Genomic DNA, 26,555 nt, shown 5'->3' with positions numbered 1-26,555 from the left:
GCTGTGGCGGAGGGGTTGCTGCGTATCACTTTTATAGATTTGTTGACATCTTGCAGGTAGCGGTACAAGTAGAACTACTATGAACGCTACACACTCTTGTTGAATCGCAGCCTTTTGCACTTGCACGATTGCAACCGCTGGCAGAACATCGTTTCGAGCTCGATCGCGAGATTGAATCTGCGGGCGGCAGTCAATTTCACTCATCTATTTGGGTGCAACAGTGGCCATCGATGTTCTGATTCTGGAAGCCCATCCCCTCGTTCAGTTGGGGTTGGTTCGCATGTTAGAAGAACAAGCACAATTTCAGATTTGGGCTGTGGCAGACTCGGCGAATATGGCGCTGGCTTTATTGCAGCGGGGCCTGTTTGAAGATCGCTTGCCGGATGTGTTGCTCATGAGTCCGGCGATACCGGATATTGGCCGCAGTCTCAATTTTGTCCGTCAATTGCAACAGTCCAATACGCGCGTACGCATCTTGGCATTATTGGACGTAGGCGATGCTGCCCGCTCGCAGGCGGCTGCTTTGGTGAACAGCGGCGTGCAGGGATGCTGTCTCAAATCCAAGCCTGTCTCCCATATTTTGCAAGCACTCTCTGCGATCGCCTCCAACACCTGTTGGATGGATCTAGAACTCAATGATGCTCAACCGAGTTGGGGCGATCGCTACCGCCAAGCGGCTCCGACCTTTCCCCATCGCTCGCTGCAACTGTCCAATCGCGAGCGCCAAGTGCTGCGGGAGTTAACTGCGGGCAAGAGCAATCGCGAAATTGCCACCACTCTAGCGGTCGCTGAAAGCACGATTAAGTCTCATATTGTGCGCATTCTGCGCAAAATGGGCGTCCGCGATCGCACTCAGGCAGCCGTGTGTGCAATGCGAGAAGGATTGGTTTGAGTTACTTGGCCACTGCTGCCTGCAAAACGTCAGTTCGACAAGTGTCTGGCCCTCAGGCTGCAAACGGAGCAAATACCTGCAAACGGCGCAAATACCTGCAAACGGCGCAAATACCTGCAAACGGCGCAAAGATCGAGCCTTAATTCAGCACCGCCAAGACAAACTCAACCCTCATTCCCCCCGTTCGGATAGCGGTACGTAATCGACATTGCGTTCGCCCGTGTATTCCTGCGTGGGGCGGAATAAGCGGTTGTTTGAAAGCTGTTCGCGCCAGTGAGCCAGCCAACCCGCCACCCTCGCGATCGCGAAGACGGGGGTGAAAACATCTTCGGGAATGCCTAATTTGGTGTAGACCAAGCCGGAATAGAAGTCCACATTGGGGTAGATGCCTTTGGCTCCCAATAACTCTTCGCAAACCGCTTCCACCTCAATGGCAATGTCGTAAGTTTTGTCGTGGCCGAGGCGATCGAACAAGTCTTCGGCTAGCTTGTGCAAGACCTCGGCACGCGGATCTTTGATCTTGTAGACGCGGTGCCCCACCCCCATAATGCGCTCTTTGCGGGCTAGACTTTCTTCCACATAGGGGCGGGCGTTTGCCACGGTGCCAATCTTACGCAGCATTTGCATCACCTGTTCGTTGGCACCGCCGTGCAGAGAACCGGAAAGAGTTCCGACGGCAGCGGCGATCGCCGTGTAGGGATCGGCCAGCGTCGAAGAGGTCACCAACGTAGAGAATGTAGACGCATTGACCGTATGTTCGGCGTGCAGAATCAGGCAGACATCGAAGATGCGGGCTTCCCAAGGTTTGGGGACGCGACCGGTCATCATATAGAGAAAATTACTGGCATGGTCGAGATCGTCGCGGGGGTCGATGGGATCGTTCCCCTGCCGCATTTGGTGAAACGCCGCCACCAGGGTGGGGAATTTAGCCAAGAGGCGCACAACCGTGCCGTGAACGTAGTCGTCGTTAAAATCGCTGATGGGGTAGAACAATCCCAATCCGGCCACGCAGGTTTGCAGGGCATCCATCGGGTGCCCCGACTCGGGAAAGCACTTGATCATGTCGCGGATGCGATATTTAACTCGGCGGTGAATGCGGATGGTTTCGTCAAACTCTTTCAGCTCTGAGGCTGTGGGCAATGCGCCAAAGATCAGCAGATAAGCTGTTTCAATAAATGTGCTGTGGGCGGTGAGCTGCTCGATGCCGATGCCGCGATATTCGAGAATGCCCTGATTCCCGTCAATAAAGCTAATGTTGGAGCGAGTTGCGGGAACGCCTTCTAAACCGGGTTTGTAAGCGCCTTCTGACATGATTGCTCCCTGTGTGTGGACAAAGTGGCTGCACGGCAGGGCCTTTATGCTGTCGGTTGCCAACGCTATCCGATGGAAATCCAACTGCGACGATCGGATTCTATGCCTACCGCACGGGAATCCACTAGTGCATGTTAAGCCTAGCGTTGTCCTGGCAAAAGTCTCAAGCGGGTAACTCCGCCGTATGCTGTGCGAGATGAGCCGAATGCTAAGAACGATGAGCGGGAGCCGAGGGAACTGCGGCCTGACAGGTAAGATTGTCACGAGTTCTTCACTGGTATAGAGGCGCCGATGCAGCCCCGATCGCTCCTGAAAGGTTTTGCCGCAGCGAGTACCGCTGTGGTGGTGCTGCTGACCGTTGCTGCAATCTGGTTGTTGCGTTTGAGCCCCTTGGGATTGCTGCACCAGTCAGCCACCCTGCCCGAGATCGTGCAGTTGGTCCCCCGTCAGTCGATCGGGTTTGTAGCCCTGGCTGCGCCGCTGCCGCGTTTGGAGCGATTGCGCCGGTTTGCCACCCCTTTGGGCGATCGCCGTCGCGCCCGTCGCGAATGGCAGCGCTACTTCTCCGCTGCAGGCCAGGGACCACTGGCTGAATTTTTGCAGGCGGCGCAGGTGGATTTCGATCGCGAAATTCTGCCTTGGCTCGGAGATGAATCGTTAGTCATGGGACTTGAGGCTAGCTCGGAGCGCCCTGACTATGCGATCGCCCTGTCCACCCGGGATCTCGATCGGTCCAATTTCCTGCTCAATCTCCTATGGCAGCGCCAATATCTCCAACGGGCAACGGACCCGATTGAAACTTATAAGGGCGTTCAGATCTTGACGGTGACTGACGGAGACCGGTCGTGGGCAGTCGCCGCAGTGGGCGATCGCTATGTACTATTTGCCACTTCAGCTCGGGGGGTGCGCGAGGCGATCGACAGTTGGCAAGTGCCCCGTTTATCCATTGTCAGTAACCCTCAATATCGAGCCACCGTGGCCCAGTTAGAGGGCGATCGGGTGGGGTTGGCCTATCTCAACCTAGCGGCGATCGCCCAAGCCACCGATTTCTGGCCCGCATGGAATACGCCGAATGGCCCACTGAGCGGATTGGCCTTGGGGCTGGGTATCGAACGGCAAGGGCTAGTTCTCGAAACCTCCCTTCACGCTACAGTTCCAAAGACAATTGCGCCTCGCGACAAAACCGAGAACTCCTCGCTCTCGACATTTTCGGCCTTGCCCGACAATACTCTGGCTGCTGTAATCGGATACGACTTACAACAGGCTTGGCGATCGCTGCAATACAGTTTTGACGCTAGCCCCCTGCCCAATCCTCTGGTCCAGAGTCTTGCCCCTCTAGAAGCCGAGACCCAGCTCGATTGGCAGCAGGATCTGTTTAGCTGGATGCGTCAAGCGTTTGCGATCGCCCTTTTACCCAGCGGCAACCATTACACCTGGCTGCTCGCCGCCGATATCGATCGGGCCAACCCTGCCGCGATCGCGGCCTTCGAGGCAAAATTGCGCGATTTGGGCATTCAGCCGATCTCTGTACCGCTGAGCAACTCCAAATGGGGAGAGGCGATCGCCTGGGTACCCGTGCCAGATTTCGAGGGAGAGTCCGACTCATCCTCTAGAGAGGCAACGTCGAATGCCGCAACTGCGATCGCCTATCGCTTGCAGCGGGGCAATACGGTCTATCTCTCGCCATCCCTCAGCGCGATCGAGCAGGCCCTCTCTCGCCCTTCTTTAAGCCGCAGCCCCGAATTTAAATCATTGGCTCGCAGCCTTCCCCGCAGCGATCGCGGCTATCTCTACGCTCGCGGGGCGGAGCTGGCTAGACAGAAACCGAACTGGGAAGAGGCGATCGCGCCGATTCCCTTTACCGATCGCCTAGAAGCGGTGCTGCTGGCTCTGGCCGAAACGGCGATCGCTCCCGAAGCCTCGGAGGTTGTTCCCCTCAAAACGGGTGCTGTGCCAGTTGTGCAAAATGCCAAAATAGTTATAAAACCGAACTAAGCTCCTTACCGGCGTGGGGGGGGTTGGGGTCAATGCTGCAGGTGGAGAGAGTGACAGACGGCGATCGTGCGAGGACCGACCATTGAGCGAATTTGACGACCTCCTAGAGTGGACGGACGAAGCCCAGGAAAAGTTTCGGAAAATCCCCTTTTTCGTGCGCACTCAAGCGCGGCAGCGCATTGAAGCCCTCGCCCGCAAGCGCGATGTGGATATTGTCACCGCCGAGCTCGTGGAAGAAGCGCGTCAAGAATCTGGGCAATAAAACCGTTGGGGATGCTGCCAGTTTGCCGAGCGTCGAGCTCGACCCACAGCTCTCAACCTGTCCCAATAGAAGAAGCCTCGGGCACGCCCGAGGCTTCTTTCGTCAATATGGCGGCGGACAACTACCTGCCCCAGAACGCCCTAGCTCGCTTGAGACGCAGGCTTGCTCTTCTTCGCAAACATCCCTTGCAGACGACTCACCAGAGTGCTCCAGGTGATGCGCAGGAGGCTGAGGAACCAGTTCCCCTCGAGCTCTTTAAACAGCTTCATGTTGAGGTGGAAGCTGTGGTTGGCTTCAGCCACAATTTTCTGGGCCATTGCCTCGCTGACCGGCAAACTATCCATTGCCGCACGGTACTTGTTCTTAAACGGACCGGGATTGGGAATCGCCTCAAACTCGTAGAAATTCAAGCCGCGTCCATCTTCCAAACCCATGGCGCGCTTGGCAATATTTTTGAGGATCTGACCGCCAGACAAATCGCCCAGATAGCGAGTGTAAGCGTGAGCCACTAGCAATTCGGGCTGCTCGTCCGACACTTTCTTAATGCAGTCTAGATACTCGACGCAAGCGGGAGAAGGCTTGACTTCGTCGCGCCAGTTTTGGCCGTAGTAGAAGGCCAAATCTTCTTCCAAGGTGCCTTCTCGCCACAGCTCGGGAAAGTAGAGCTTACTGAGGACGGGGTGATCGCGATGGCGCTCGAATTCAGCCTCGATCGCGGCGTAAATGAAATAAAAATTCCCAACCAGCTTGCGATAAGATCTTTTCTCGACAACGCCAGCTAAAAAACTCTTGATAAATCCGACGTTTTCCGCCATCGTATGGGACTCCTTCGTCCCTTCCCGCAAGAGGGTTGCTAGTTGATGACTCACTCGGCCTCCTAATCTCTTCTAATTCAGATGCAATGAAAAACAGGTGTTGATTCAGGCTTGAAGAATGGTAAATAAAATAACCTTAAAAAATGTATACGTCCTGCCACAAGTAGCTTTGAGGGACATATTGCTCTGACTCCTACATAGAATAATGGGGCTAAACGCGACCGTACATTAATAATCTTAAACTTTCGTTATCTGCTTTCCATGACAGGAACCCCGCTTGCCGGTAGTCTCCCGCACAACTTGTCCCTGCACGGCGATCGCTTGAATTGAACCATATCCCTGCATCCTTAATGAGAATAATTTGCAGTATACCGCAAATCATTCACGCCAATGTGGAGCGGCTCCCCGCCAGAAGCTGGCGGAATTACCCAGCAGTTCCTTGCGTTCTGGCTTGACGCACCATCGCAATCAGAGTTTGGTGGGCGTCTTCAGAGTCTTTCAACTGGCGATCGAACGCCACCCGTACTGAGGTGGCCCTGCCGTTGACGGTGGCGGTGATGTCCATCCCCTGAGGATCGATCGCCTCTAAGTGGGCGGCACTCACATTAGCAACACCGCCGTAGACGGTGGCGTAGAGGGCGATCGCCTCGGCGTGATCGTCGTTCATGTGTTGGCAGATGCGATCGCTAATTGCGGGGGTGATGGGGTCGGCCATAGATCGAGAAACCTTAAATGCAAGACTCATCTTTAGTTTTAACGTCCCATTCACACTTTTGCGGTAGCCTGTTCGAGAAGTTGTGGCGGAGATTCGCGACAGTCTATGACGGCAGCACAACTGTGGCAGCGCTATCGAGAGTGGCTCTATTTCCATCCTGGCTTGGGGCTTTATCTAGATATCAGTCGGGTGCGCTTTACTGACGAATTCATGGCTTCGATCGCCCCCAAACTGGTCGTTGCCTATGACGAGATGGACCAGTTGGAGGGGGGGGCGATCGCCAACCCCGACGAGCAACGCATGGTGGGCCATTACTGGTTGCGGGCTCCCGAGCTGGCCCCCACGCAAGAGATCGCCGCCGGCATCGAGCAAACCATCGCCGATATCGAAGCTTTTGTCGAACGGGTTCATAGCGGCCAGATCTTTCCCCCTACGGGCGGCAAGTTTACAGATTTACTCGCGATCGGGATTGGCGGTTCTGCCCTCGGCCCTCAATTCGTCTCAGTGGCTCTGGCTCCCGATCGCCCTCCTCTCGCTATTCATTTCATCGACAACAGCGACCCCGATGGCATCGATCGCGTCTTGAACCAATTAGACAATCGTCTGAGCACCACCCTCGTGACGGTCACCTCCAAGTCCGGCGGCACCCCCGAGCCCCGCAACGGCATGAAAGAGGTCAAGGCCGCGTTTGCCAATGTCGGTTTGGACTTCGCCGCCCATGCAGTTGCCATTACGGGCGAAAACAGCAAGCTAGAACAATTGGCCCAGGCTGAAGGGTGGTTGGCCACCTTCCCGATGGATGATTGGGTGGGGGGACGCACCTCTGAGTTTTCGGCAGTGGGTCTGGTGCCGGCGGCGCTGCAGGGGGTCGAGATTCGGGCCATGCTGGCAGGGGCCAAAGAAATGGACGAGGCCACCCGCAGTCGCGAGTTAAAGCAGAATCCAGCAGCGTTGTTAGCGGCCTGTTGGTATTGGACGGGGGACGGCAAGGGTCAGAAGGACATGGTGGTATTGCCCTACAAAGATCGTCTGATGCTGTTTAGCCGTTACTTGCAGCAGCTAATTATGGAGTCGCTGGGCAAGGAACTGGATCGAGCGGGCAATGTTGTCAATCAAGGGATTGCCGTTTATGGCAATAAGGGCTCGACCGACCAGCATGCTTACGTGCAGCAGTTGCGGGAGGGGGTGAATAACTTTTTTGCCACCTTCATCGAGGTACTGGAGGATCGCAGCCAGCCTGCGGTGGAGTTGGAGCCAGGGATCACTTCGGGAGATTATTTGACAGGCTTTTTGTTAGGCACCCGCAAAGCACTGCACGACAAGCATCGCGATTCCATTACAATCGCCATTCCTCGTGCCGATGCTCGCAGGGTGGGAGCTCTGATTGCCCTCTACGAGCGGGCGGTGGGGTTCTATGCCTCGTTGATCAATATCAATGCCTACCACCAGCCGGGTGTGGAGGCGGGGAAAAAGGCGGCGGCGACGGTGTTGGAGTTGCAGCAGCAGGTGATGCAGGCGCTGGCTGGCAGTGACGGGATGAGTTTGGAGCAGTTGGCGGCGGCTGTGGGTGGGGATGAGGCGATCGAAACTTGCTATCAGATTTTGCGGCACTTGGCTGCGAACGATCGCGTCCGAGTGTTGGCGGGCGATTGGGGGCAGCCGGAGAGTTTAAAGCTGTCGGTGTAGGGGAATCGTCCTCGGCATACACGGCACACAACGAGCTGGATGTTGATAAACCGAGTCTAGTCTGAAACCCGTAGTTTTGATAAGACATCTATTAGTCCCTCTCACTAGCGCTGTCGATCGCTGCATTCGCCCCCTAAATCCCCCATTCTGGGGGACTTGGCGACAGTGCTAGCTGGGATTGGGAGACGAGGAAGACGAACCGGCGAATCAGCGGTCATTAAAGTTGTAGAACGAAGCCAATAGCCTCTCACAAGTCCCCCACTGGTGGGGGATTTAGGGGGCCGAGTGCAACATTTCAGAAACTCCAGTCTCAATGTGGACGCGGTTGAGATTTTCCCGATCGCGTTTCTGCAGCGGGGGGTTTGCCTTCGCCATAGACGAGGGACTGGAAGCGGGGGTGCGATCGCAAATCTTCAAAAGCAGCATTATTGCTTGCCCATTCACAAATCATTTTGGGTTCAAGCTGGATTGCTTTTTCTAGACTGACTGTCGAGAGCAGCATCGGGGTTTGATAGTTGAATAAACGTCAGTTCGACAACTGTCTGGCCCCCATCCCCTAACCCCTCCCCCCCCCCCGCCGAAGCGTGGCGTCAGCCGTAATTTTGGGGGAAGGGGAACAGAACGGTAGATGAAGGACTTGAGGCCGTTTCTCCCCTCTCCCAAATTTGGGAGAGGGGCTGGGGGTGAGGGCAATGCAGAGTCATCGAACTCAGGTTCCTTGGGTGTCATACCTGTAAATTGTCGGAACTGCTTGCTCAAATGGCTGTGACTGTTAAACCCACAATCCAAAGCAACTGCCACAATGCGGCGATCGGTTTGTTTTAACAACCGCTTCATCGCGGTAATAAATCCGTGGTTTATGGCAGCTTTTTTAGGACCCGCTGCGGCTAGTCTGTTGCTTGCAGTTGTTGGTCTGAAGGGACGAAGCGCCACCCATCAACTCACTAGCTTGGAGGCTAGAGGAAACACCTGTGAAAAAAGTCGCTGTATTTGGCAATTCTGGAGGAGGAAAGTCGACTCTGAGCAAGCGTTTGGCGACAATGACAGGATTGCCTTTGATTGCTTTAGACCTGCTGAAGTACAGGCCCGGCGGTGGAGAAGTTCCCGACGAAGAGTATAAGGTAGCCCACAACGAACTCCTCCAGCAAGAGCGATGGATTGTTGATGGATACGGGTCATTAGAGACAGTCTGGACGCGACTAGACGTTGCAGATACCCTCATCTATCTAGATATGCCAGTTCTCCGACATTATTGGTGGGTCACTAAGCGATGCTTGAAAGGTCTGGTTGTTCCGCCCGAAGGTTGGCCCGAGCATAGCCCGCTGTTGCAAGGCACGCTAAATAGTTATTACACCGTTTGGCTGTGCCACAAGAAACTAACTCCTAAATACCGCGAGTATGTGAATACAGCAAAGCAAACGAAGAGGGTCTATCACCTTCAATCTCCTCGCGATGTGGAAGAGTTTTTCCAAACTGTTGAAGCGGAGATCGCACCTTGAATTTTGGAACTTATGCAGAATCTGTTATTCGAAGCGGCGCTCGCTAAAGGTCGATCGCCCCGATTGGTTTTCAATGGCGTCCACAGTGGCTCGCGAGGCCGCAACAATTTCTCGTTCGGGGCCGCCCAGGTAAAGACGACCGAAGCTACCGACAGCGGAGACCTGCAGGATGTTGATGGAAGCGGCTTTTTCGGCTTCATTGGCCGCTAAGGCGGCGTAAGCGGCGGGTTCCACTTCCATCACATAGAGGGCTTGACCGGTCAGTAACATATTGCCTCGGCGGGTGCGATTGACCAGTTGGGCGTGGTGGGGATCGACGTTGCGGATGATTTGGCTGGAGACGAGGCGGGGTTTGAGGCAGTCTTGGCGGCGGACGCCGAGAGCATTGAGGATGGCTTCTCCGGCGACGCGCACTTCTGCCTGACTGCTGGCATGGATTTCGAGCAGGCCGTAGAGGCGTTCTACCACTTGGATGCCGGGGCGAACGACGGCGGCTTTGACAGCTACATCGGTAATGCGATTGATTTCGATGCCGGGGGAGATTTCGATCCAGAGGGAGGTGTCGCCTGGAAGGGGCAAGAAACCAACGGAGACGGTGCCCATATAGGCGGCATGTTGCGATTGCAGACTGTCAATGTAGACGTAGCTGCGCAGTTCAATTCCCAATGTGGTGGCTCCGTTCGGTCAGTTGCGAAATGTAAACGCCACCTGAGTGTACCGTGTCGTCGGAGGGTGGGAGAGAGAGGGCGATCTCGCAGAAGTAACGAAAATGGCGATCGCGATAAACTATTGCTGAAGCGTCGCAACTCTCCGATATGAACGCTCTCACCGTGAATCTCAAGCCCGTTTTAGAACTGTCAGACGATCAGTTCTACGATCTCTGTCGGGCGAATCCAGATATCAAGTTCGAGCGCAATCCCCAAGGAGAACTGATTATCATGCCGCCAACGGGTGGAGAAACCGGCAAGGTCAACATTGAAATTGCTGCTGACTTCGTCATCTGGAATCGTCAAGCGAAACTCGGCACGCTCTTCGACTCTTCCACAGGTTTCAAACTGCCCAATGGTGCAGACCGCTCCCCCGACGTAGCCTGGGTCTGTCAGGAGCGTTGGGATGCACTGACCCCCCAACAGCGAGAAAAATTCCCTCCCCTTGCCCCAGACTTCGTCTTAGAACTGCTCTCGCCCAGCGATCGCCTCCCAACCATTCGAGCCAAACTGCAAGAGTATATCGACAGCGGCGTGCAACTGGGCTGGCTGCTCGATCGCCACAGTCGCACTGTGGAAATCTATCGCCCCGATCGTGCAGTTGAGGTTTTGCAATCTCCCGATCGGCTTTCTGGTGAAGATATTTTGCCGGGTTTCGTCCTGAATTTAGACTGGGTCTGGTCGCGAGATCCCTGCAATGACTGATAGGCACACCCGGTTAGAGGGATGGTAGGACTCAGACATTGGGGTGGTTCGAAGGGGAACTGCGCTCGTTGGAGGTGGCTGCTATAGCGTTCGCGTAGAGGCGATCGCGCCTGCGGGCGAGACCGGATGCGAGGGCGAGCAAAGATCGGGGTGTAAGACTGAAAAACTATGTTTTTCAAGGGGTTGAGCCCTTTTCAAGCAAGGGCGATCGCGGCCAAGATGGGCCTGCAAACCAACGATAAGTTGTTTAGCAGGGTACTTCTTATGAACTCTGTATTCCCACTTCGACGCTCCACCTTATTGGGTACGGCCCTCGCCCTCGGAGCACTGGCCTGCAGTACTGGCGAAGTTGCGGCGATCGACTTTCGCGATACCAGCGGCCACTGGGCCGAGCCCTACATCGATATCCTGTCCGATATGGGTATTCTGGGGGGCTTTCCCGATGGCACGTTTCGACCGAACGAGCGGGTGACGCGGGCCCAATTTGCCACGATCGCCAACCAAGTGTTTCAACGACAGGCGGCTGCAGGCTCTGTTCCCTCGAGCGCGGCTCCCTTTCTAGATGTGCCCCGCAGCCACTGGGCGAGCGCCAATATTGCTGCCGCCAACGCCAGCGGACTGGTGGCAGGCTTTCCCGATGGCAGCTTTCAACCCGATCTCAACGTGACGCGGGCTCAGTCGCTAGTCGTTATGGTGAATGGCCTGCAAGTGCCGACCGTGCCCGTTGCCGAAACCAATGGTCTGTTGAGTCAATATCGCGACGGTGCTGTCGTCCCGGCCTGGGCAGCGAGTTCCCTCGCCACCGCCGCCCAGTTGAATTTGCCCGCCAACTATCCCGATCCCGCCCTACTGGCCCCCAACCGATCGGCCTCCCGCGCAGAAGTGGCGGCCTTTGCCTATCAGACGCTGGTCAGCCAAGGGGCGATCGCCCCCCTCGCCAGTTTCGCCCCTACTGGGCCAACAGCCGTCGCACAGCTCCCCCCTCGTGCAAACAGTCCCCAGTCCCGCTCCAACAATCCTCAATTCGATCTACAAGTGTCTTCGGGACTGGCGGCAGGTACCCGTTTCCCCAGTGCCACGCTGGCAGCAGAGCGCCTCTTCCTCGATCCTGACGAAACCCGTCCCTTCTCCATCTTTGCCTTCGATAGCGTGCGCAACGATCGCAGCGAGATTGCCATTCCCTACGGGGCTCGCATTGACGGTCGGTTCGAGTCAGCCCCTGGCGGCGTGAGGTTTGTGGCCGAGACGATCGCGATCGATAACCAGATTTATCCCTTTGCGGCTCAATCCAGCATCCTGCACGATGTCAAAGACCCGCGTCAAACCGGCACAGTGCAGGTGGTTCAAGATGCTGCCATTGGTGCTGCGGTGGGAGCGGTCCTGGCGGGGGTGGCGGGCGATCGCGCCATTGCCACCGAAGAAGTGTTGGCGGGGGGAGTTGCCGGAGCGGCGATCGGCAACATTACTGCTCCCCGCGTGGTGGTCATCGATCCCGAAGACCCCATCGAGTTGCGTCTCACGCAAGGGTTTGAGGGCGCATTTCAATAGTGCATGGGGTGTTCGGCGCAGGCATCCGTTCGCGGTTGCAGCGCCGGACCTATCCGCTCAATTTCTGCTGGAGTTGGTTAGTCTTCGTCGCCGCGATTGGCAGTATCGAGCACTTCGCAGGCGATATCGACGGCACAGGCCTTATGTTCCCAAACATCGCGAGCGGGCTGTTCTTGAATTGCCCCAGCCAGTCGGGCTTGGGTGTCGGCATAGCGATAGAGGGCAAACAAAATCTCTTCGAGATTGTGCTCTTCCAACAGTTCCAGCAGACTGGCTTCGAGTTGAGGATTGTCTGACATCGGTCCAACCATTCCAAGGAAACTAGATTCTGGAGTGCAGATAAGAATCGCTGTGCCGCAAGGAGGTGTATCGGACACCACTTAGCATCTTCATTCGGGGAAAAATATAACCAAATCGGCAAGGCAGTGGAGGGAGATTGCTGCAACTACCCTCCTTATATGCGAGGTTAGTGTTCCCATGTGAAAGCTTTGTGAATCAGGCAAAGGCGATTGTGGAGGTTGGAGAGATGAGCGCTTGTGCGGAGCTGTGCAAGCAAACAGCGATCGCCTTTTGAGAATTCCAGTACGAGGGTTGCTAGTCCAGTAGTTCGAGCTGGACAGGACCGAGGCCGGCGCGAAGGATACCAATCGCTTCGGCAGCGGCTCTAGAGAGGTCGATGATGCGATCGCTGTGGGGGGGCATGCGATCGTTGATGCGAACTTCGATCGCCTGTCCGGTTTGTTGGTGGGTGACTTTGACTTCGCTACCGAAGGGGAGTTGGGGATGGGCGGCAGTGAGGGCGTTGGGGTTGAAGGGTTCGCCGCTGGCGGTGGGGCGACCGCTGTATTGTGTGCCATACCAGGAGGCTGTGCCCTGTTGGATGGGGGTCGCTGTCGCTGAGGGGATTAGAGTCGCGAGCAGGGCGATCGCAAGGGTGGCGAGGCCGATGGGATGGAGGCGAGTCATGGATGGGTGTCTCGTAGGCTTGAAGTTAGAGTAGCCGAGAGAATGGGGTAAGGGGATTTGAGGGATGCGATCGCGAGTGGGACGCAAGTCTGGCTTCCCGATTGGGATGCAGCTCTACTCGCCGCAATAGACAATCAGGTCGATTTCGACATTGCCCTGCCCCGCTAAGCCCAGCACTCCAACCGTGGTGCGGCAGGGCAAGCGACCGGGCTCGAAATAGGAGGCATACACCTGATTTGCCACATCGTAATCGCGAAAATCCGTCAGAAAGATTCGCACCATCACCACTTTGTCAAACCCCGTTCCCGCATGTTCTAAAACGAGGCGGAGGTTTTCCATCACCCGTCGGGTTTGCGCGGCGATCGCCCCCAATGCCATCTCCCCTGTCTCGGGCACTTCCGAGAGCTGCCCCGTCACAAACAGAAACTCTCCAGCCCGGACGGCATGGGAGTAAGGGGCAACCGGGGGTAGCTGCCCCTGCGGCAAGGTGATGTATTCCAACACGATCGGCTAGCGCTCCCCGAGACTCAACGATTGTTCCACTCGCTTGGCGGCAAAGGCCATGCCGTAGCAAAACACAAAATAAATAATGGCCGCAAACACCAGTGCTTCCTGCTGCGTGCCCAGCCACTCGGGCTGGTTGTATACCAAACGGGTTGCCCCCAACAGCTCCACCATCCCCACAATGAAAACGAGTGAAGTGTCTTTAAACAGGGTGAGAAACTCGTTCACAATCGCCGGTAGCGCCGCCCGCAACGCCTGCGGCAAAATCACTAACATCGTAATTTGAAATGGGTTGAGGCCCAATGCCCGCGCTGCTTCCACCTGTCCGCGAGAGATGGACTGCAAGCCGCCGCGAATGTCTTCCGCCACGTAGACAGCCGTAAACAGGATAAAACCAATGATGGCGCGGATGAGCAGGTCTACCGAAATTCCCGCCAAAAAAATCGGCACCATCAGCCAAGCCGCAAACAGGAGAATCGTGAGAGGAATCCCTCGAATCAGTTCGATCGCCAGCGTGCAAAACCACTTCACCACTGGCAAGTCATCATTATTGCGCCCCAAGGCCAGCAAGACGCCGATGGGAAACGCCGAAACCAAGGAAGCTGCGGCCAAAATCAAGGTCAACAACAAACCCGTGATGACCTGTGTATTCAGCGGTTGCAACCCCCACAATCCACTCACGAGGATGAGAAAGACAAGCGGCAATACCGCCAGCCAACTGGCCAAAGAGGCAATTTGCAGCCAACTGCGCTTCCATCCCAGGATTAAGCCTGCAAACGTAGCGCCGCAGACCGCAGCCAACAGCGGCTGTGCCGCCCCGAAGGGAACAAAGGCCAGTAGCCCCAAAAATCCCCCCGTGCAAGCGACATAGACCATCAACAGCCCCTGCCACGCCCCGCCAGCAATGCCCAGCACCGCCATCACGAGGCCAAAGACCAACCACACCCGCCACAGTTGGTCGGCAGGATAAGTGCCGCTGGCAAACAGTTTGAAATTAGCGGAAATGACGCCCCAGCGGGTTTGTTCGTCAAACGCCCAATGCCAAAATCCCCACACGACCCACACCACGATCGCCACCGACAGCAGGGTCAGGATAGTGTTGAACCAAGAATCAAATAGATTCTGCCGCAGCCACTCGGCAGGGCTGAGTTTGCGCTCGGGAGGTTTGGCTGTCTCGGGATTGGATGCAATGGTCGTCATACCTTAACGCTCCACCAGTTTGACGCGATTGTTGAGCCAGTTCATGAAATAGGACACCCCTAGGTTCATCGACAAATAAGACACCATAACAATGGCAAATACCTCCACGGATCGCCCCGATTGGTTAATCACTGTGCTGCCGATGTTGAACAGATCGGAGTAACCCACGGCGATCGCCAAGCTGGAATTCTTAATTAGCGTCAGAAACTGCGTGTTTAAAGATGGCAACATAATCCGCAATGCCTGCGGCACAATCACCAGCCGAAAAGTATTCAATTCTGACAAGCCAATCGCGCGCGAAGCTTCCCACTGACCGCGCGGCACCGCCAAAAATGCCCCCCGCACCACTTCCGCAATATAAGCTCCCGTATAGGTCACCAGCCCCATCATCACCGCCAGAAACTCCACAGAGAATTTCCATCCCCCCCGATAGTTAAAGCCCCCCAGCACGGGCACATCCACCGCCAGCGGCGTCTCGGGAGCAAAGTTCCAAAACCCCGCACAGACTAGGACAAACCCAAGCCAGCCCGCCAGCACGGGTATACCGATCGTCGGGAAATTGGGACGATCTTTCAACAGCTTGGGGACAGCCCAGAGCACTGCTGCCGCCACAATCAGGGTGGGAATCAGCCACAAGCTGGGGGTCAAGCTGGGAAAGTTGAGGCCGCGATTGCTCAAAAACACCACATCGAACAGCGAAATACTGCTGCGCACTCGGGGCAACTGCAGCAACACCCCCTGATACCAAAAAATGATAATCAGCAGGACGGGAATGTTGCGAAACACCTCCGTCACCACCCCGGCTAGCTTCTCGGCCAACCAATTGCTGGAGAGGCGGGCCATGCCCAGCAACAGTCCCATAACTGTGGCTAGCAGAATGCTAAAAAATGACACCCACATCGTATTGATCGCGCCCACCAGTATCGCCTTGAGATAGCTGTCGGAGGGGGTGTAGGGAATGCCTTCGCCAATACCAAAGTTAGCGGTGTTGCTCAAAAACTGAAAGCCAAAGCTGAGGCCCAATTCATCCAGGCCAATCCGCATATTGCGGTACAGCACCCCTGCCACAAGGGCGATCGCGATGATAAACAGGACTTGCAAGACCACTTTAAGGGTCTGTTCGTCTCGCCACCAAGGGGGACGGGCGTGGGTTTCTGCCTGCAATTGCGATGCCATGACTGTGTCCGAGCTACAGGGTTACGATAGCCGCCATTATTTCACTCAGCAGTAACTTTGCCTGCACAATTTCGTCGGATCTACTGAATGCCTTGCTCTCAATCGTAGTTTTGGCCTGATTCTGGAGGCGATCGAAGGAATCAGGCAGTTCGGACACTGCTGCACTCTCGCCTCAGCCTGTTGCAAGCAATCTAATCTACAACTTTTCAATCGGAGCCAAGCGGGGATCGAGAATCTTTTGCTGGCCCAAACCAATAAATTTGACCGCAATGGAGACCTTATTCCCCACACCAAAGACGTGGGTGATTTGCCCTTGACCGAATTGACTGTGTTCCAGGCGATCGCCCACTTTCCAATTCGCCACCGTCTGAGTTTTTACCCGAGGGGTAGGCTTCTGTTGCTCGGCATCGCGAATACTCTTGCGCATCAGTGCCGGTTCTTTCTTTTGAGTCGGCAGGGCGGAGTCAGACAGGGGCAGTAAGGCAGCTTGGGGCAATTCAGTCAGGAAGGGGGACGGCAAGGCCAACTCGCGGCGACCGTAGAGGCGGCGGGCTTCGGCATGGGTGATGTAGAGCTGTTCTTCAGCGCGGGTGATGCCGACATAGCAGAGGCGGCGCTCCTCTTCCATTGCTTCGGCATCGTCCTGCGAGCGGAAATGGGGGAACAGTCCCTGTTCCAGGCCCACTAAGAACACGACTGGGAATTCCAAACCTTTGGCACTGTGCAGCGTCATCAGAGAGATGCTCTTTTCTTCCTTCTGTAAGTCTTCGAGGTTGCTGCTGAGGGAGGCTTGGGAGAGGTAAGCCGATAGGGTGGGATCGTCGCTTTCTTCTTGAAATTGTTGAACGGCGTTGAACAGTTCTTGAATGTTTTCCAGGCGACTTTCCGATTCATCGTTATTTTGCAATTTCAACTCTCGCACGTAGCCCGATTCGTCTGCCACAATTTCCAGCAGCCTCAGAACGGTGAGGGTTTCGGCTTGCGATCGCCAATTATCTACCATTTGGGCAAACTGAATCACCTTGCTACTGCTGCGACCGACCAAGCTTTTGACCGAGGTTTCGTCCGACAGAATCTCCCACAGGGGCATACCCAACTGCTGCGCTGCATCCTGTAATTTGGCAACGGTGGAAGAGCCGATGCCGCGCCGGGGAGTGTTGATAATGCGAGTAATGCTGAGGGTGTCGGCGGAGTTGTGGATGACTTTGAGATAGGCCAGGATATCTTTGATTTCTTTGCGATCGTAAAAGCGCAGGCCCCCCACAACAGTGTAGGGCAAGCCCCAACGCAACAGTTGGTCTTCGAAGGGGCGGGATTGGGCGTTGGTGCGGTAGAGAATGGCGAAATCGCCGTAGGAGCGCGATATCTCGTCTTGTTGCATCAGGGCGCGGATTTGACCGATCGCAAAATTGGCTTCGTCCTGCTCGTGTTCGGCCCGATAGTAGCGAATGGCGTCCCCTTCGGGGCGGGTGGGGCGCAAGACTTTATCGATGCGTTCGGTGTTGCGTTGGATTAGGGCGTTGGCCACTTGCAAAATATTGGCGCTGGAGCGGTAATTTTCCTCTAACTTCACCAGGGTTTGGGTGCGATCGTCGGGCTGCCCGTCGCCAAAGTTGTCTTGAAAGCCCATCAGAATGCGATAGTCGGCACCGCGAAAGGCGTAGATGGATTGGTCGCCGTCGCCGACGGCAAAGACAGAGCGATCGCGCCAGTCCCAATCGGTGCGGAGGCGATCGTTGGTGGTCAGCAGTCGTACCAGTTCGTATTGGGTGTGGTTGGTGTCTTGGTATTCGTCCACGAGAATGTGGCGGAACTGGCGGTGCCAGTAATCGAGCACGGCTTCGTTTTGCTTGAACAGCAGCATGGGCACCCAAATCAGGTCGTCGAAGTCGAGGGCGTTGTTTTGGGCCAAGACATCTTGATAGCGGCGGTAGACTTCGGCGATATTGCGTCCGCGAAAGTTGGGTTCCTGTTGTTCAAATTGGGAGGGGGTGAGCCCTTGGTTTTTGGCGTTACTGATGGCGTAGCGGACGGAGCGGGGGTTGAATTTGCGATCGTCTAGTTCCAGATCCCTGACGACGATCTTTTTGACGGCATCGTTCGAGTCGGAATCGTCAAAAATGGAGAAATTGCGCTGCCACTGTCGTCCGCGTTCGTCTTTAAATTTCTCGATGTCGAAGCGCAAGATGCGCGAGCACAAGCTGTGGAAGGTGCCGATCCACATGGGCTTGATGAGGTTTTTGTAGACTTGCGATCGCAAGCGGGTCTGTTCCAGTGGCGCGAGGTCTTGAAAGGCTTTGCCAAACTGCTCTTCTGCTCGGCGATCGGCAAAGAGCTGCTCGATGCGCTGCTTCATTTCCCGCGCGGCTTTGTTCGTAAAGGTGACCGCCAGGATGTGTTCGGGGTTGACCCGATGGTTGAGGACGAGGCTGGCAATGCGATAGGTGAGGGTGCGTGTTTTGCCCGAACCTGCCCCTGCCACCACCAGCAACGGTCCTTCGTAATGGGCGGCAGCCCGCCGCTGAGCGTCGTTTAGGTGACTTAAGTCCAGGCTGGAGGTAATGGGCATGGAAACCAATGAGGAATACAGATCTCTTGCACTATAGTATGTGCGGTTTCTGAAATCGTTGTGGCGTAATGGGATTGTTGGATTGTGGGTTGACCGATCGCCGCTCCCTAAAGTTGAGGCAAAATAGTCGCTGTCTCCCCCAGCCTCAAGCGCGGCTTTGAGCGTTGCCATGACTCACTCCAAGTTTTATGTCTTCATGTTTGTGGGGCTGTTCGGCGCTCTGGTGTTGGCTTGGCTGGTGGAGACGGGGCTGGCGTTGCTGCTATTTGGGGCGATCGCGCTGGCGGTTGGGTGGATTGCGGTGCGCTGCGACGGTGTCAACCGCCGCTTAAAAGCGGTGAAGCAGGGGCGCGAGTACTTTCGCCAAAGTTTTGAAGGGCGGATCGAGTTGGCCGATCGCCTCTTCGAGGTGGCGATTCAGTATGACGATTTGGGCCAGCTTGCCGAGGTGGTGCCTTCGTTTGCAGAGGAAGCGCCTTTATACGCAGCTTCGATTCTGATGGTCGATCGCCTATCGAGAGAGGCGATCGCGATTTTGGAGGAACAGCCGGATTTTAGAGATCTGCCCGTCTATTTGCAATTGAAGCAACAGGTGAACAATGCCCGCGATCGCCTGCATCGCGAGTGCAAAAGCTTTAACGAGGTTGCCAAAGTCTATAACTCCAGTCTGGAGGAAAGCCCCATTTCTTGCCTGAAGCGTCGGTTGACTTATCCCGCAGCGCCTACGATTGCGTTGAGTGAAAGGCAGGTTTTAGAGACGTTGGACGAGTTTGACAGTGCTGAAAGTCCGCTGTTGCGGGATCTGTTGAGTGGTTTGGGGTGGTTGTTGATGAGGTGGCGTCCAGGCGATCGCCCTCAGTCAGTCGAGCTGGAGTCTTGAGAGCGCGGTTCTGTCGGGGCGATCGCGGGGTCTTGTGATGGCAATTGGACGTTTTCGTAGATGAGGGCGATCGGGCAACTGAAGTCCAGGCTTTCGAGGGCGATCGTGTCTCCGGGGCCGTAGGCTTGGAAGAGCCAGAGGTTGCCGTTGGTGCGGCGGAAGCATTCGACGCCGATGCGTTCGGATTGGATGAGGACGTATTCTTGCAGGGAGGGGAGTTTGCGGTAGTGGGAGAATTTTTCGCCTCGGTCGTAGGCTTCTGTGCTGGGGGAAAGGACTTCGACGATGAGTTTGGGGAATTGGACGAATTGGGTGGCGGTTTTGTCGCGATCGTCGCAGCTTGCCATTAGGTCGGGGTAGAAGTAGGGGCCTTGAGGACCGAGTTGGCATTTAACATCTGACGTGTAGGCGTAGCAGCCCCGTTGGTTGAGGTGGGGGTAGAGGGCTCGGTAGAAGTTGAGGTAGATGAAGTTGTGGGGGATGGAGCCGCCGGTCATGGCGATGATGTCGCCGTCGATGTATTCGTGGCGCAGTTCTTGGCGGGCTTCCCAGTCTAGGTATTCTGCGGCAGTTAGCTTGGGGGATTGGAGGGCAACCATGACAGTGTTCTCTAGCTGGTTCTATTATCTACGGGTGGCTCGTAGGTGGCAAAATGCTCGCGGAGTAAGTCGTGCATAAAGCGGTATTGACCGCCAATGCGCTGCATGAATCTGAGTTGGGTTGCATAGTTGAGAAAGCGGGCATAGTTCCAGGGCACAGAACCATTGAGCCAAAGGAATAGACGCAGCAATACATGTTGGATAACGGGAGCACCACTAAAGATAACTCCAAACATCAGACTGACTCCAAATCCTGCCATAATAAGATTCACCCATCTAAAAGCCAATTCCTCTTGATAGGGAAAACCAAAAATGAGTATAATTAGCAAGCCAAAAGGCCAGGAAAACAGAGAAATATACAGTATATTTTTAGCCGAATTAAAAACTCCTTGATTAGAACTAGTTCGATATTCAATTAATGACTCCAACCCCAAAATCATCCCTATAACCAGTCCAAAGCTTAGTCCTAAGCTCAATAACAGTATCGATCTTGGAAACAGGCCCCACTCCGATCCTGTCGTGAATCCTAAAAACAGCTCCAAGAGCAGCGCCAATGAAATTCCTAGAGTCAGTCCGAAGCCTAGCTTCTTCCAAAATAAACTTTTTCTAAAATTAATCTTACTGAGATGAAGTGATTCTAGAGGTCTGATGTTTAGCTGTTTAGATAGTCCCCAAATTGATCCTCCAATTAGTCCAGTAGCTAGCATCCAGTTTTGACTTCCAGCGAGTGCTACAACGAGTGCTCCGAGCGGTGCTAGAATTAACACCAAGAAGAACCCAAAGATCAGTCTGTAAAGAAGTTTTATCCTGGCGCTTTTTAGCCAAAGGTTGGGTTGCATCTGTTCGATCAAAAATGAAGTTTTTGACTCATATCTAAGTTGTCGAGCCAAACGAGCCAACCACAATCGAGTCTGCTCTCGACCGGGAGCTTCACCGCCTGAATACCCACTATCTTTTAAATCTCGGTCAAACTGTACGTCAATATAAGCTTCAAACAGCTCCTGACGATTTCGAATGGGCTTTCCTCGATAAGACGCCACCATAATCGTCAGCAAAAATGGAGCCCTTGCCAGCGCCATCAACTCGCGATCGCCCTCCAACAAAGGCCACAGCCCCGATCGCTCCAAAACCCCTAAATAATCCCGAATCTGCCGATCCGACAGCGGCTGCAAATAAATCGCCCCATTCAACCGAGCCAGCGTTACCCCACCCCGATCGAACTCCTCCTTGCGACAGCACACCACCCCCTGCCGCCGCACATCCTCTTGCAAAAACTCATTAATCGCCGCCACACACTCCACCTGCCGCTCCATCCCCAACTCATCCAACCCATCCAACAGCGGCAAAATCGCATTCTGCTTTACCCACATCCCCCCCTTCTGCACCGGCAAGTTGTAGAGTCCCTTCAACTGCCCCACCAACCAAGCCGCAATTGTTTGGTTACTATCCTTCCAAGCCGACAATTCAAAAATTACTGGTACCGGATCGCCATCGCTTGTCGCCGCCCGCTCCAACAAATCTTTCGCCAACTCCAGCAACATCGTGGTCTTACCCGACCCCGGCTGTCCCAAAATCAACAACCGCCCCTTCACATCCACGCGATCGAACACCTCAACAACCGTTTCCCTTGCCTCTAACGCCACCTCAGGGCGATCGCGCACTTGCAAACGGCGATCGGGCACAATCTCCAGCGGCTTGCGTCGCCCCACCGCCTCATTATTCGCCGCAAACTCAACCGGAATCAGCTCTTCATGGTGCAAAGAATCCTGCCACCGCTGCGTCACCTCCACCGTCACTGCATCCAACAAAGCCTTGCGAGCCTGCTGCAACTCCTCCGGTGTCGGAGACAACAACCCACCTAACTCCCGCCAGCTTCTGACGATATTCACAAGACCTTTGAGCAGCTTTTCTGCAGCCTCCACCCACTTCACAAGACCCATCCATCAACACCCCCCGATCGCCAAAACTGAGCTGAATGCCACCAACCGCTATTCCCAACTCAATACGAGTCAGCATAGCGACATTTCCAGGAGCAATCGCATATTAGCTTCGCAGTTATATTTATGCATTATTGAGTCAATGTATATTCCGGTACGCCATTTGCTTCGCATCAGGATTGCTTGCAGCCAGAGAAGAGATAACAAATGGACCGGAAGAGTTTCGGTCGCTGTGGAAGAACAAACTAGACCGAGTCCGCAGTGAACCCGGTCTAGTGTCAAAGGAGGGGAAAAGTCCCAAGTCGCTTAAACGGTAGCCGACGAGCCCGAAACTTCGCCCCGATCGCCTGCCCAAGTGACCCAACAATGGCTGGCGACATGAGGATTTTCAGGAATCTCGCCGGGTTTTAAGTCGCTGCCCGCAATATCGGCTCCAGTCAAGTCTGCCCCCGCTAAGTCTGCCCCCTCAAACTTGGTGTTTCTGAGGTTGGCCCGTTGGAGGCTGACCCCCTCTAGATCGGCATTCTTGAAGTTGACCCCTTCTAAATTCGCCCCTTGAAGCTGGGCGCAGCGCAGATCTCCCCGGCTCAGATCGACCCCGGCCAAATTGGCCTCAGATAATTCCGCTCCAATCAGGTTAATATCCACTAGATTTGCTCCAGCTAAATTGGCCCAACTCAAATCGGCGTTAGTCAAATTGGCATGTTCCAGTCGGGCATCCCTCAAATCGGCATAGCTCAGATCGGCATGGCTCAGATCGGCACGGCTCAAATCGATGGGCGACAGACTGGCTCCTTTTAAATCGGCGGCATGCAGTCTGATGCCGACATACTTCCTTTGGCCGTGACTGTAATGGTTCAAAAATTCGCGCACGTTCATATTCAACCTCCCAAATGATTCATCTCGTCCTCACATCAAGTTGTTGTCGTTGCCAATGGCAGGATTTGATGGGCGCAGTCTTCCCTCCCACCCAGGGCAGAAGGGGATAATGCTCAATTCGACGCTGGCGGTTTTGAGGCGATCGCCCGCTGCCACTGACAAGCTCTCTTCAAACCCGAGTTGTGCTAGCTAAACGCTCGGGCGATTTCATCAGTGCGGGCCGCCATAATAAAATCATTGCGATGTAACCCGTGGATGGCATGGGTCCACCAGGTCACCGTAACCTTGCCCCACTCCGTCAGAATGGCGGGATGATGGCCGACTCGGTCTGCTGCTTCGCCCACCCGCTGGCTAAATGCTAGAGCAGATTTGAAATCGGCAAAGAGATAAGTGCGCTCGAGACGATCTTCGCCATTGGATTTGACGATGTTCCAGTCGGGAACTTGAGGGGCGAGTGCGGCAATCTCTGCCGCGCTCGCAGGGGGCATATCCCCTCGGCAAGGAATGCAAGTTTGCTGTGCCAGTACTGCCATTGCTCTATCTCCTGTGCGAGCAACAGACGATATAACTGCTATTTAGATGTAACTGCTATTTAGATGTAACTGTTATTCAGATGTAACTGTTATTCAGATGTAGCCTTTATTCAATGTCGCTGGAGTCACAACCGAACGACACGCTCCGATTTGCTGAATCGCGTTGGTCCGATCTTAACGACCGCGATTGAAGAACCGCAACCCCAATACTGTCATACCTGAGGGCCAGACACCCGTCGAACTGACGTTGTCATAGGCTTGACGGAACTTGAAGCGCTTGCGGCTGGAGCGATCGCCTCAGTGAAGCCGGAGAAAAATTTTGCACCCGCAACGGATTCAGCAGTAGCGATCGAGAGCGATCGATGCAATTACAGCGTATCTGCCGACTTAGCTTAGGCTGAATAAGGTCACTATGCCGCAATTGCCGCCACCTCTGGGGTTTTCCAACATGTCTGCCGATACCCATACCGTCCGCATTTACCATCGCCAAACCGATCGCCATTACACCGTTGAAGTGCCGCGCGATCGCTATATTTTGCAGACTGCAGAGGAGCAAGGGGCAGAACTGCCCTTTTCCTGTCGGAATGGAGCCTGTACCGCCTGTGCTGTGCGCATTCAGTCTGGAGAAGTATTTCAGCCAGAAGCAATGGGACTCTCCCGCGACTTAAAGGCGCAGGGATACGCGCTACTCTGCGTCAGCTATGCGCGCTCCGAGCTGGAGGTGGAAACCCAGGCTGAAGACGAAGTCTACGAACTGCAATTCGGGCGCTATTTCGGCAAAGGTAGAGTGCGAGCGGGGTTACCCCTCGACGAGGAATAGAGCGCAGGCGAGATTGAGTCCTGACAAAGCATACAGTAGTCGATCGCGATTGAACCCGGCGATCGCCCCAACAAAAAAGCAGCCTCTCCAGCGGGGGAGACTGCTTTTTCAACACAAGTCTAGACGCGAGGGATGTCTGAGGGCATGTGCCCGAGACAGTCTACTTGCCCTGACTTGCAGTTTGGACGTAGAGAATGACTAAGAAAATGGCGGGCACGAAGACTACCAAGATAAACCCCAGCAGGCCCAGATAATTGGTTTCCATAAATCCGCTTTTGAGAACGCACAACGAACGTGCCTATAGGCTATCACTCCAGAGGCTCCCATTCTCGACAGCCTAAGTAATTTTAAGAAATATAAAGAGGGCGCTCGGGATGTATCGATCCCGCAGCATGAATATAGAATCACCTTTAAGCTTGGGGCTCTCCCCTGAAGCTGGCGCAATCGTGTTGAGGAGTGCGATCGATCGCCGATCGGCGATCGATGCCGAGATTCATCCTCAAGACTCATCCCAAATAACAAAGATATGCCCGAGTGCAAGTAGAAAGGAGGAAGCCATGACGACTCGAGTTGCCATCAATGGATTTGGCCGCATTGGCCGCATGTTTTTACGCAGTGTGCTACAAGCGCCAGGGGATCTAGAAGTGGTGGCTATTAACGATTTGGCTGACAAAGAAAACTTGGCCTACCTGCTTGCCTACGACTCGTCTCAAGGGGCGCTGGGGACAGATGTATCGGTGAATGACGCAGGCTTTGAGATTGCGGGCAAGCAAATACGGGTTTTGGCCGAGCGCGACCCTGCCGCCCTACCTTGGCAGGACATGAATGTAGACATTGCGATCGAAGCGACAGGCTTTTTCACCCAGCGGGTGGGGGCGGCCAAACACCTACAGGCGGGGGCCAAGAAGGCGATCGTTTCGGCTCCCTCTAAAGATGCCGATCTGACGCTAGTGATGGGGGTGAATGACGGAGACTACGACCCCGAGCGGCACGACATTATTTCGAATGCCTCCTGTACCACGAACTGCCTAGCCCCCGTAGCCAAAGTAATTCTAGATACCTTTGGCATCGAGACGGGATTTTTGACCACGACTCATGCCTTTACGGCAACCCAGGGCCTAATCGATCGCCCGGACAAAAAAGATTTCCGTCGCGGTCGCGCTGCTTCACTGTCGATTGTGCCCTCCAGCACGGGGGCCGCGACGGCTGTGGCCAAGGTGATTCCCGAATTGCAGGGCAAGCTGGATGGGATGGCGTTACGGGTGCCGACCCCGACTGGTTCAGTGGTGGATTTTGTGGTGCGCACGGAGAAGCCAGTGACGGTTGCCTCCCTCAATGCTGCGTTTCGGTCTGCAGCTGAAGGGTCGATGGCTGGGATCTTGGGGATTGCCCACCCTCATGCAGTCTCGACAGATATGATTGGCAATCCTCTCTCGTCGATTGTGGACCTAAACTCCACGATGGTACTGGGAGAGTACACAGCGAAGATTTTGTCTTGGTATGACAACGAGGTCGGATATGCCTCGCGGGTGAAGGATTTGGCCCAGAAGATCGGAGCTAAGCTGCCGGTATTGGTGGCATAACCCATCGCGATAAATGAGTTCGAGATCCTGCGGTTGCTGTAGTCGCTTCAATTCAAGTGACTGGGGGACGCCACCCTCAAATTCCGTTGCTGTTTCTGCAGGCATCGATCGCCAGCGACCCTAGCACTGCTTGTGGCAGAGCTAGAATGGCAAAATCGGCATTACAACCTATTGATTCGAGACGAGGGGACACAGCATGGTTGTCAATCGAGCAACTTCGGCAAAAGATAGAGTGCTAGCTGGCTTGCCCTACCTATTGCCAATGCTGCTGGCTTTTCGATTTGGAATAGCGCTATATTTGGCCGCGATCGAATGGTTTCCAGATGCTTATCGAGGGTCTGTGGCGATCGCGATCAGTCGGTTAATTGGCCTATCGGGGAGCTTTTGGCCCTCGATTGGCCTGTTCGCGATTTTTTTCTTCGTGGTGCGCAATCGCCGCTATGCATACTTCCTGCGATTTAACGCTGCTCAAGCCCTGGCTATTGGGATTGGGATTCACCTCCTTTTGGCTGTGCTCAGCCTATTAAATATCGTGGTGACGAGTAGCGGAAACTCTGCGATCTTCATGGCAATCTACTTAGCTACTTACGGGCTATGCCTGGTTTCCCTATTTCAGGTTGCCCGAGGTCGCCTGCCTGAATTTAACTACGTCTCCGATGCGGCAAAAGCGCTTTCGGCTTGAAACGACTCTACCCGGGGGACGCAACTGCTAGCCTCAATTGCGACCTCTTTCCATTCATACTCTGTCTGCAAATCGACCATCGAGCGGGCGTT

The 26,555-nt window shown here is 54.9% G+C and carries 31 protein-coding genes; 12 read left to right on the top strand and 19 right to left on the bottom strand.

Going from position 1 to position 26,555, the window contains the following annotated elements; all coding sequences use genetic code 11:
• The first annotated feature begins 220 nt into the window (after positions 1-220).
• The gene (locus tag SYN7336_RS15435) at positions 221-892 is read left to right on the top strand and encodes a response regulator transcription factor (RefSeq protein WP_017326854.1); all 672 of its coding nucleotides are present in this window, start codon (positions 221-223) and stop codon (positions 890-892) included.
• 171 nt (positions 893-1,063) lie between these two features.
• On the opposite strand, the gene SYN7336_RS15430 is transcribed toward SYN7336_RS15435, so the two are convergent.
• Positions 1,064-2,203, bottom strand: coding sequence for a citrate synthase (locus SYN7336_RS15430; protein WP_017326853.1), 1,140 nt, complete (start codon positions 2,201-2,203; stop codon positions 1,064-1,066).
• A gap of 291 nt (positions 2,204-2,494) precedes the next feature.
• On the opposite strand from SYN7336_RS15430, the gene SYN7336_RS15425 reads away from it, so the two are divergent.
• Complete coding sequence (locus SYN7336_RS15425; RefSeq protein WP_017326852.1) at positions 2,495-4,198, top strand: DUF3352 domain-containing protein; 1,704 nt, start codon at positions 2,495-2,497, stop codon at positions 4,196-4,198.
• Between the two features lie 82 nt (positions 4,199-4,280).
• Positions 4,281-4,460, top strand: a complete 180-nt coding sequence (locus SYN7336_RS15420) for a PCP reductase family protein (RefSeq protein WP_017326851.1) — start codon at positions 4,281-4,283, stop codon at positions 4,458-4,460.
• Between the two features lie 140 nt (positions 4,461-4,600).
• Here the strand turns inward: SYN7336_RS15420 and SYN7336_RS15415 are convergent, their stop codons facing one another.
• Positions 4,601-5,329 (bottom strand): heme oxygenase (biliverdin-producing), encoded by a 729-nt coding sequence (locus tag SYN7336_RS15415; RefSeq protein ID WP_017326850.1) that lies wholly within the window; start codon positions 5,327-5,329, stop codon positions 4,601-4,603.
• Positions 5,330-5,699: 370 nt separating this feature from the next.
• Positions 5,700-5,990, bottom strand: a complete 291-nt coding sequence (locus tag SYN7336_RS15410; RefSeq protein ID WP_017326849.1) for a DUF2470 domain-containing protein — start codon at positions 5,988-5,990, stop codon at positions 5,700-5,702.
• A 105-nt stretch (positions 5,991-6,095) separates the two neighbouring features.
• On the opposite strand from SYN7336_RS15410, the gene SYN7336_RS15405 reads away from it, so the two are divergent.
• Positions 6,096-7,676, top strand: a complete 1,581-nt coding sequence (locus SYN7336_RS15405) for a glucose-6-phosphate isomerase (protein WP_017326848.1) — start codon at positions 6,096-6,098, stop codon at positions 7,674-7,676.
• 310 nt (positions 7,677-7,986) lie between these two features.
• On the opposite strand, the gene SYN7336_RS30995 is transcribed toward SYN7336_RS15405, so the two are convergent.
• Together SYN7336_RS30995 and SYN7336_RS32345 are read right to left on the bottom strand one after the other, a co-directional pair.
• Entirely contained in the window at positions 7,987-8,178 is a 192-nt protein-coding gene (locus SYN7336_RS30995) for a hypothetical protein (protein WP_017326847.1), read from the bottom strand.
• The gene (locus SYN7336_RS32345) at positions 8,154-8,513 is read right to left on the bottom strand and encodes a helix-turn-helix domain-containing protein (protein ID WP_369791861.1); all 360 of its coding nucleotides are present in this window, start codon (positions 8,511-8,513) and stop codon (positions 8,154-8,156) included. Before SYN7336_RS32345 ends, SYN7336_RS30995 begins: the two co-directional genes overlap by 25 nt.
• A gap of 134 nt (positions 8,514-8,647) precedes the next feature.
• On the opposite strand from SYN7336_RS32345, the gene SYN7336_RS15395 reads away from it, so the two are divergent.
• Complete coding sequence (locus SYN7336_RS15395; RefSeq protein WP_026101048.1) at positions 8,648-9,175, top strand: adenylate kinase; 528 nt, start codon at positions 8,648-8,650, stop codon at positions 9,173-9,175.
• A gap of 24 nt (positions 9,176-9,199) precedes the next feature.
• Here SYN7336_RS15395 and SYN7336_RS15390 read toward each other — a convergent pair whose 3' ends face one another.
• Positions 9,200-9,841 carry a microcompartments protein gene (locus SYN7336_RS15390; protein ID WP_017326845.1) on the bottom strand — a complete coding sequence of 214 codons (642 nt, stop codon included), beginning with the start codon at positions 9,839-9,841 and terminating at the stop codon, positions 9,200-9,202.
• A 149-nt stretch (positions 9,842-9,990) separates the two neighbouring features.
• On the opposite strand from SYN7336_RS15390, the gene SYN7336_RS15385 reads away from it, so the two are divergent.
• Complete coding sequence (locus SYN7336_RS15385) at positions 9,991-10,587, top strand: Uma2 family endonuclease (RefSeq protein ID WP_017326844.1); 597 nt, start codon at positions 9,991-9,993, stop codon at positions 10,585-10,587.
• Between the two features lie 264 nt (positions 10,588-10,851).
• Positions 10,852-12,135, top strand: a complete 1,284-nt coding sequence (locus tag SYN7336_RS15380; RefSeq protein ID WP_038027161.1) for an S-layer homology domain-containing protein — start codon at positions 10,852-10,854, stop codon at positions 12,133-12,135.
• Between the two features lie 77 nt (positions 12,136-12,212).
• Here the strand turns inward: SYN7336_RS15380 and SYN7336_RS15375 are convergent, their stop codons facing one another.
• From SYN7336_RS15375 to pcrA, 7 genes are all read right to left on the bottom strand, one after another.
• A complete protein-coding gene (locus SYN7336_RS15375; RefSeq protein WP_051039823.1) occupies positions 12,213-12,434 on the bottom strand; it encodes a hypothetical protein in 222 nt (73 codons plus the stop codon).
• A 295-nt stretch (positions 12,435-12,729) separates the two neighbouring features.
• Positions 12,730-13,101 (bottom strand): septal ring lytic transglycosylase RlpA family protein, encoded by a 372-nt coding sequence (locus tag SYN7336_RS15370; RefSeq protein WP_017326841.1) that lies wholly within the window; start codon positions 13,099-13,101, stop codon positions 12,730-12,732.
• Positions 13,102-13,215: 114 nt separating this feature from the next.
• Complete coding sequence (locus tag SYN7336_RS15365) at positions 13,216-13,605, bottom strand: RidA family protein (protein WP_017326840.1); 390 nt, start codon at positions 13,603-13,605, stop codon at positions 13,216-13,218.
• A gap of 6 nt (positions 13,606-13,611) precedes the next feature.
• Positions 13,612-14,805 carry an amino acid ABC transporter permease gene (locus SYN7336_RS15360; RefSeq protein WP_017326839.1) on the bottom strand — a complete coding sequence of 398 codons (1,194 nt, stop codon included), beginning with the start codon at positions 14,803-14,805 and terminating at the stop codon, positions 13,612-13,614.
• A 3-nt stretch (positions 14,806-14,808) separates the two neighbouring features.
• Positions 14,809-15,981 carry an amino acid ABC transporter permease gene (locus SYN7336_RS15355; protein WP_017326838.1) on the bottom strand — a complete coding sequence of 391 codons (1,173 nt, stop codon included), beginning with the start codon at positions 15,979-15,981 and terminating at the stop codon, positions 14,809-14,811.
• 13 nt (positions 15,982-15,994) lie between these two features.
• Complete coding sequence (locus tag SYN7336_RS30990; protein ID WP_017326837.1) at positions 15,995-16,138, bottom strand: hypothetical protein; 144 nt, start codon at positions 16,136-16,138, stop codon at positions 15,995-15,997.
• Between the two features lie 39 nt (positions 16,139-16,177).
• Positions 16,178-18,550, bottom strand: coding sequence for a DNA helicase PcrA (gene pcrA / locus SYN7336_RS15345; RefSeq protein WP_017326836.1), 2,373 nt, complete (start codon positions 18,548-18,550; stop codon positions 16,178-16,180).
• Between the two features lie 169 nt (positions 18,551-18,719).
• On the opposite strand from pcrA, the gene SYN7336_RS15340 reads away from it, so the two are divergent.
• On the top strand, positions 18,720-19,430 hold the full coding sequence (locus SYN7336_RS15340; RefSeq protein ID WP_017326835.1) for a hypothetical protein: 711 nt from the start codon (positions 18,720-18,722) through the stop codon (positions 19,428-19,430).
• On the opposite strand, the gene SYN7336_RS26160 is transcribed toward SYN7336_RS15340, so the two are convergent.
• The 5 genes from SYN7336_RS26160 to SYN7336_RS15315 all read right to left on the bottom strand — a co-directional run bounded on the left by SYN7336_RS26160 (position 19,406) and on the right by SYN7336_RS15315 (position 23,378).
• Positions 19,406-20,029, bottom strand: a complete 624-nt coding sequence (locus tag SYN7336_RS26160; RefSeq protein WP_017326834.1) for a Uma2 family endonuclease — start codon at positions 20,027-20,029, stop codon at positions 19,406-19,408. The genes SYN7336_RS15340 and SYN7336_RS26160 overlap by 25 nt on opposite strands.
• Positions 20,030-20,040: 11 nt before the next feature.
• Entirely contained in the window at positions 20,041-21,969 is a 1,929-nt protein-coding gene (locus tag SYN7336_RS15330; protein ID WP_017326833.1) for an NACHT domain-containing NTPase, read from the bottom strand.
• Positions 21,970-22,272: 303 nt separating this feature from the next.
• Complete coding sequence (locus SYN7336_RS15325) at positions 22,273-22,845, bottom strand: pentapeptide repeat-containing protein (protein ID WP_017326832.1); 573 nt, start codon at positions 22,843-22,845, stop codon at positions 22,273-22,275.
• Positions 22,846-22,875: 30 nt separating this feature from the next.
• Entirely contained in the window at positions 22,876-23,007 is a 132-nt protein-coding gene (locus tag SYN7336_RS32710) for a hypothetical protein (RefSeq protein WP_255346675.1), read from the bottom strand.
• A 23-nt stretch (positions 23,008-23,030) separates the two neighbouring features.
• The gene (locus SYN7336_RS15315; protein ID WP_017326830.1) at positions 23,031-23,378 is read right to left on the bottom strand and encodes a 4a-hydroxytetrahydrobiopterin dehydratase; all 348 of its coding nucleotides are present in this window, start codon (positions 23,376-23,378) and stop codon (positions 23,031-23,033) included.
• 258 nt (positions 23,379-23,636) lie between these two features.
• Here SYN7336_RS15315 and SYN7336_RS30985 point away from each other — a divergent pair, with 258 nt between their 5' ends.
• Together SYN7336_RS30985 and SYN7336_RS15310 are read left to right on the top strand one after the other, a co-directional pair.
• On the top strand, positions 23,637-23,774 hold the full coding sequence (locus SYN7336_RS30985; RefSeq protein ID WP_156820169.1) for a hypothetical protein: 138 nt from the start codon (positions 23,637-23,639) through the stop codon (positions 23,772-23,774).
• Positions 23,775-23,826: 52 nt separating this feature from the next.
• A complete protein-coding gene (locus SYN7336_RS15310; protein ID WP_017326829.1) occupies positions 23,827-24,198 on the top strand; it encodes a 2Fe-2S iron-sulfur cluster-binding protein in 372 nt (123 codons plus the stop codon).
• Positions 24,199-24,358: 160 nt separating this feature from the next.
• On the opposite strand, the gene psbM is transcribed toward SYN7336_RS15310, so the two are convergent.
• On the bottom strand, positions 24,359-24,463 hold the full coding sequence (gene psbM, locus SYN7336_RS15305) for a photosystem II reaction center protein PsbM (protein WP_017326828.1): 105 nt from the start codon (positions 24,461-24,463) through the stop codon (positions 24,359-24,361).
• Positions 24,464-24,755: 292 nt separating this feature from the next.
• Between psbM and gap the strand changes: the two genes are divergently transcribed.
• The gene (gap, locus tag SYN7336_RS15295; RefSeq protein ID WP_017326827.1) at positions 24,756-25,781 is read left to right on the top strand and encodes a type I glyceraldehyde-3-phosphate dehydrogenase; all 1,026 of its coding nucleotides are present in this window, start codon (positions 24,756-24,758) and stop codon (positions 25,779-25,781) included.
• A gap of 196 nt (positions 25,782-25,977) precedes the next feature.
• A complete protein-coding gene (locus SYN7336_RS26155; RefSeq protein WP_017326826.1) occupies positions 25,978-26,463 on the top strand; it encodes a Tic20 family protein in 486 nt (161 codons plus the stop codon).
• Positions 26,464-26,555 lie beyond the last annotated feature (92 nt).

Source organism: Synechococcus sp. PCC 7336 (assembly GCF_000332275.1).
Taxonomy (GTDB): Bacteria; Cyanobacteriota; Cyanobacteriia; order Thermostichales; family PCC-7336; genus PCC-7336.
The sequence above is the reverse complement of the archived record's forward strand: the minus strand, read 5'-3'. Positions and strand labels throughout refer to the sequence as shown.

Excerpts from the sequence above, each read along its gene's own strand:
- SYN7336_RS15430 (WP_017326853.1), bottom strand. The coding sequence starts at position 2,203 with ATGTCAGAAGGCGCTTACAAACCCGGTTTAGAAGGCGTTCCCGCAACT.
- SYN7336_RS15425 (WP_017326852.1), top strand. The coding sequence starts at position 2,495 with ATGCAGCCCCGATCGCTCCTGAAAGGTTTTGCCGCAGCGAGTACCGCT.
- SYN7336_RS15410 (WP_017326849.1), bottom strand. The coding sequence starts at position 5,990 with ATGGCCGACCCCATCACCCCCGCAATTAGCGATCGCATCTGCCAACAC.
- SYN7336_RS15405 (WP_017326848.1), top strand. The coding sequence starts at position 6,096 with ATGACGGCAGCACAACTGTGGCAGCGCTATCGAGAGTGGCTCTATTTC.
- SYN7336_RS30995 (WP_017326847.1), bottom strand. The coding sequence starts at position 8,178 with ATGCTGCTCTCGACAGTCAGTCTAGAAAAAGCAATCCAGCTTGAACCC.
- SYN7336_RS32345 (WP_369791861.1), bottom strand. The coding sequence starts at position 8,513 with ATGAAGCGGTTGTTAAAACAAACCGATCGCCGCATTGTGGCAGTTGCT.
- SYN7336_RS15385 (WP_017326844.1), top strand. The coding sequence starts at position 9,991 with ATGAACGCTCTCACCGTGAATCTCAAGCCCGTTTTAGAACTGTCAGAC.
- SYN7336_RS15380 (WP_038027161.1), top strand. The coding sequence starts at position 10,852 with ATGAACTCTGTATTCCCACTTCGACGCTCCACCTTATTGGGTACGGCC.
- SYN7336_RS15375 (WP_051039823.1), bottom strand. The coding sequence starts at position 12,434 with ATGTCAGACAATCCTCAACTCGAAGCCAGTCTGCTGGAACTGTTGGAA.
- SYN7336_RS15370 (WP_017326841.1), bottom strand. The coding sequence starts at position 13,101 with ATGACTCGCCTCCATCCCATCGGCCTCGCCACCCTTGCGATCGCCCTG.
- SYN7336_RS15360 (WP_017326839.1), bottom strand. The coding sequence starts at position 14,805 with ATGACGACCATTGCATCCAATCCCGAGACAGCCAAACCTCCCGAGCGC.
- SYN7336_RS15355 (WP_017326838.1), bottom strand. The coding sequence starts at position 15,981 with ATGGCATCGCAATTGCAGGCAGAAACCCACGCCCGTCCCCCTTGGTGG.
- pcrA (WP_017326836.1), bottom strand. The coding sequence starts at position 18,550 with ATGCCCATTACCTCCAGCCTGGACTTAAGTCACCTAAACGACGCTCAG.
- SYN7336_RS15340 (WP_017326835.1), top strand. The coding sequence starts at position 18,720 with ATGACTCACTCCAAGTTTTATGTCTTCATGTTTGTGGGGCTGTTCGGC.
- SYN7336_RS26160 (WP_017326834.1), bottom strand. The coding sequence starts at position 20,029 with ATGGTTGCCCTCCAATCCCCCAAGCTAACTGCCGCAGAATACCTAGAC.
- SYN7336_RS15330 (WP_017326833.1), bottom strand. The coding sequence starts at position 21,969 with ATGGGTCTTGTGAAGTGGGTGGAGGCTGCAGAAAAGCTGCTCAAAGGT.
- SYN7336_RS15325 (WP_017326832.1), bottom strand. The coding sequence starts at position 22,845 with ATGAACGTGCGCGAATTTTTGAACCATTACAGTCACGGCCAAAGGAAG.
- SYN7336_RS15315 (WP_017326830.1), bottom strand. The coding sequence starts at position 23,378 with ATGGCAGTACTGGCACAGCAAACTTGCATTCCTTGCCGAGGGGATATG.
- SYN7336_RS15310 (WP_017326829.1), top strand. The coding sequence starts at position 23,827 with ATGTCTGCCGATACCCATACCGTCCGCATTTACCATCGCCAAACCGAT.
- psbM (WP_017326828.1), bottom strand. The coding sequence starts at position 24,463 with ATGGAAACCAATTATCTGGGCCTGCTGGGGTTTATCTTGGTAGTCTTC.
- gap (WP_017326827.1), top strand. The coding sequence starts at position 24,756 with ATGACGACTCGAGTTGCCATCAATGGATTTGGCCGCATTGGCCGCATG.
- SYN7336_RS26155 (WP_017326826.1), top strand. The coding sequence starts at position 25,978 with ATGGTTGTCAATCGAGCAACTTCGGCAAAAGATAGAGTGCTAGCTGGC.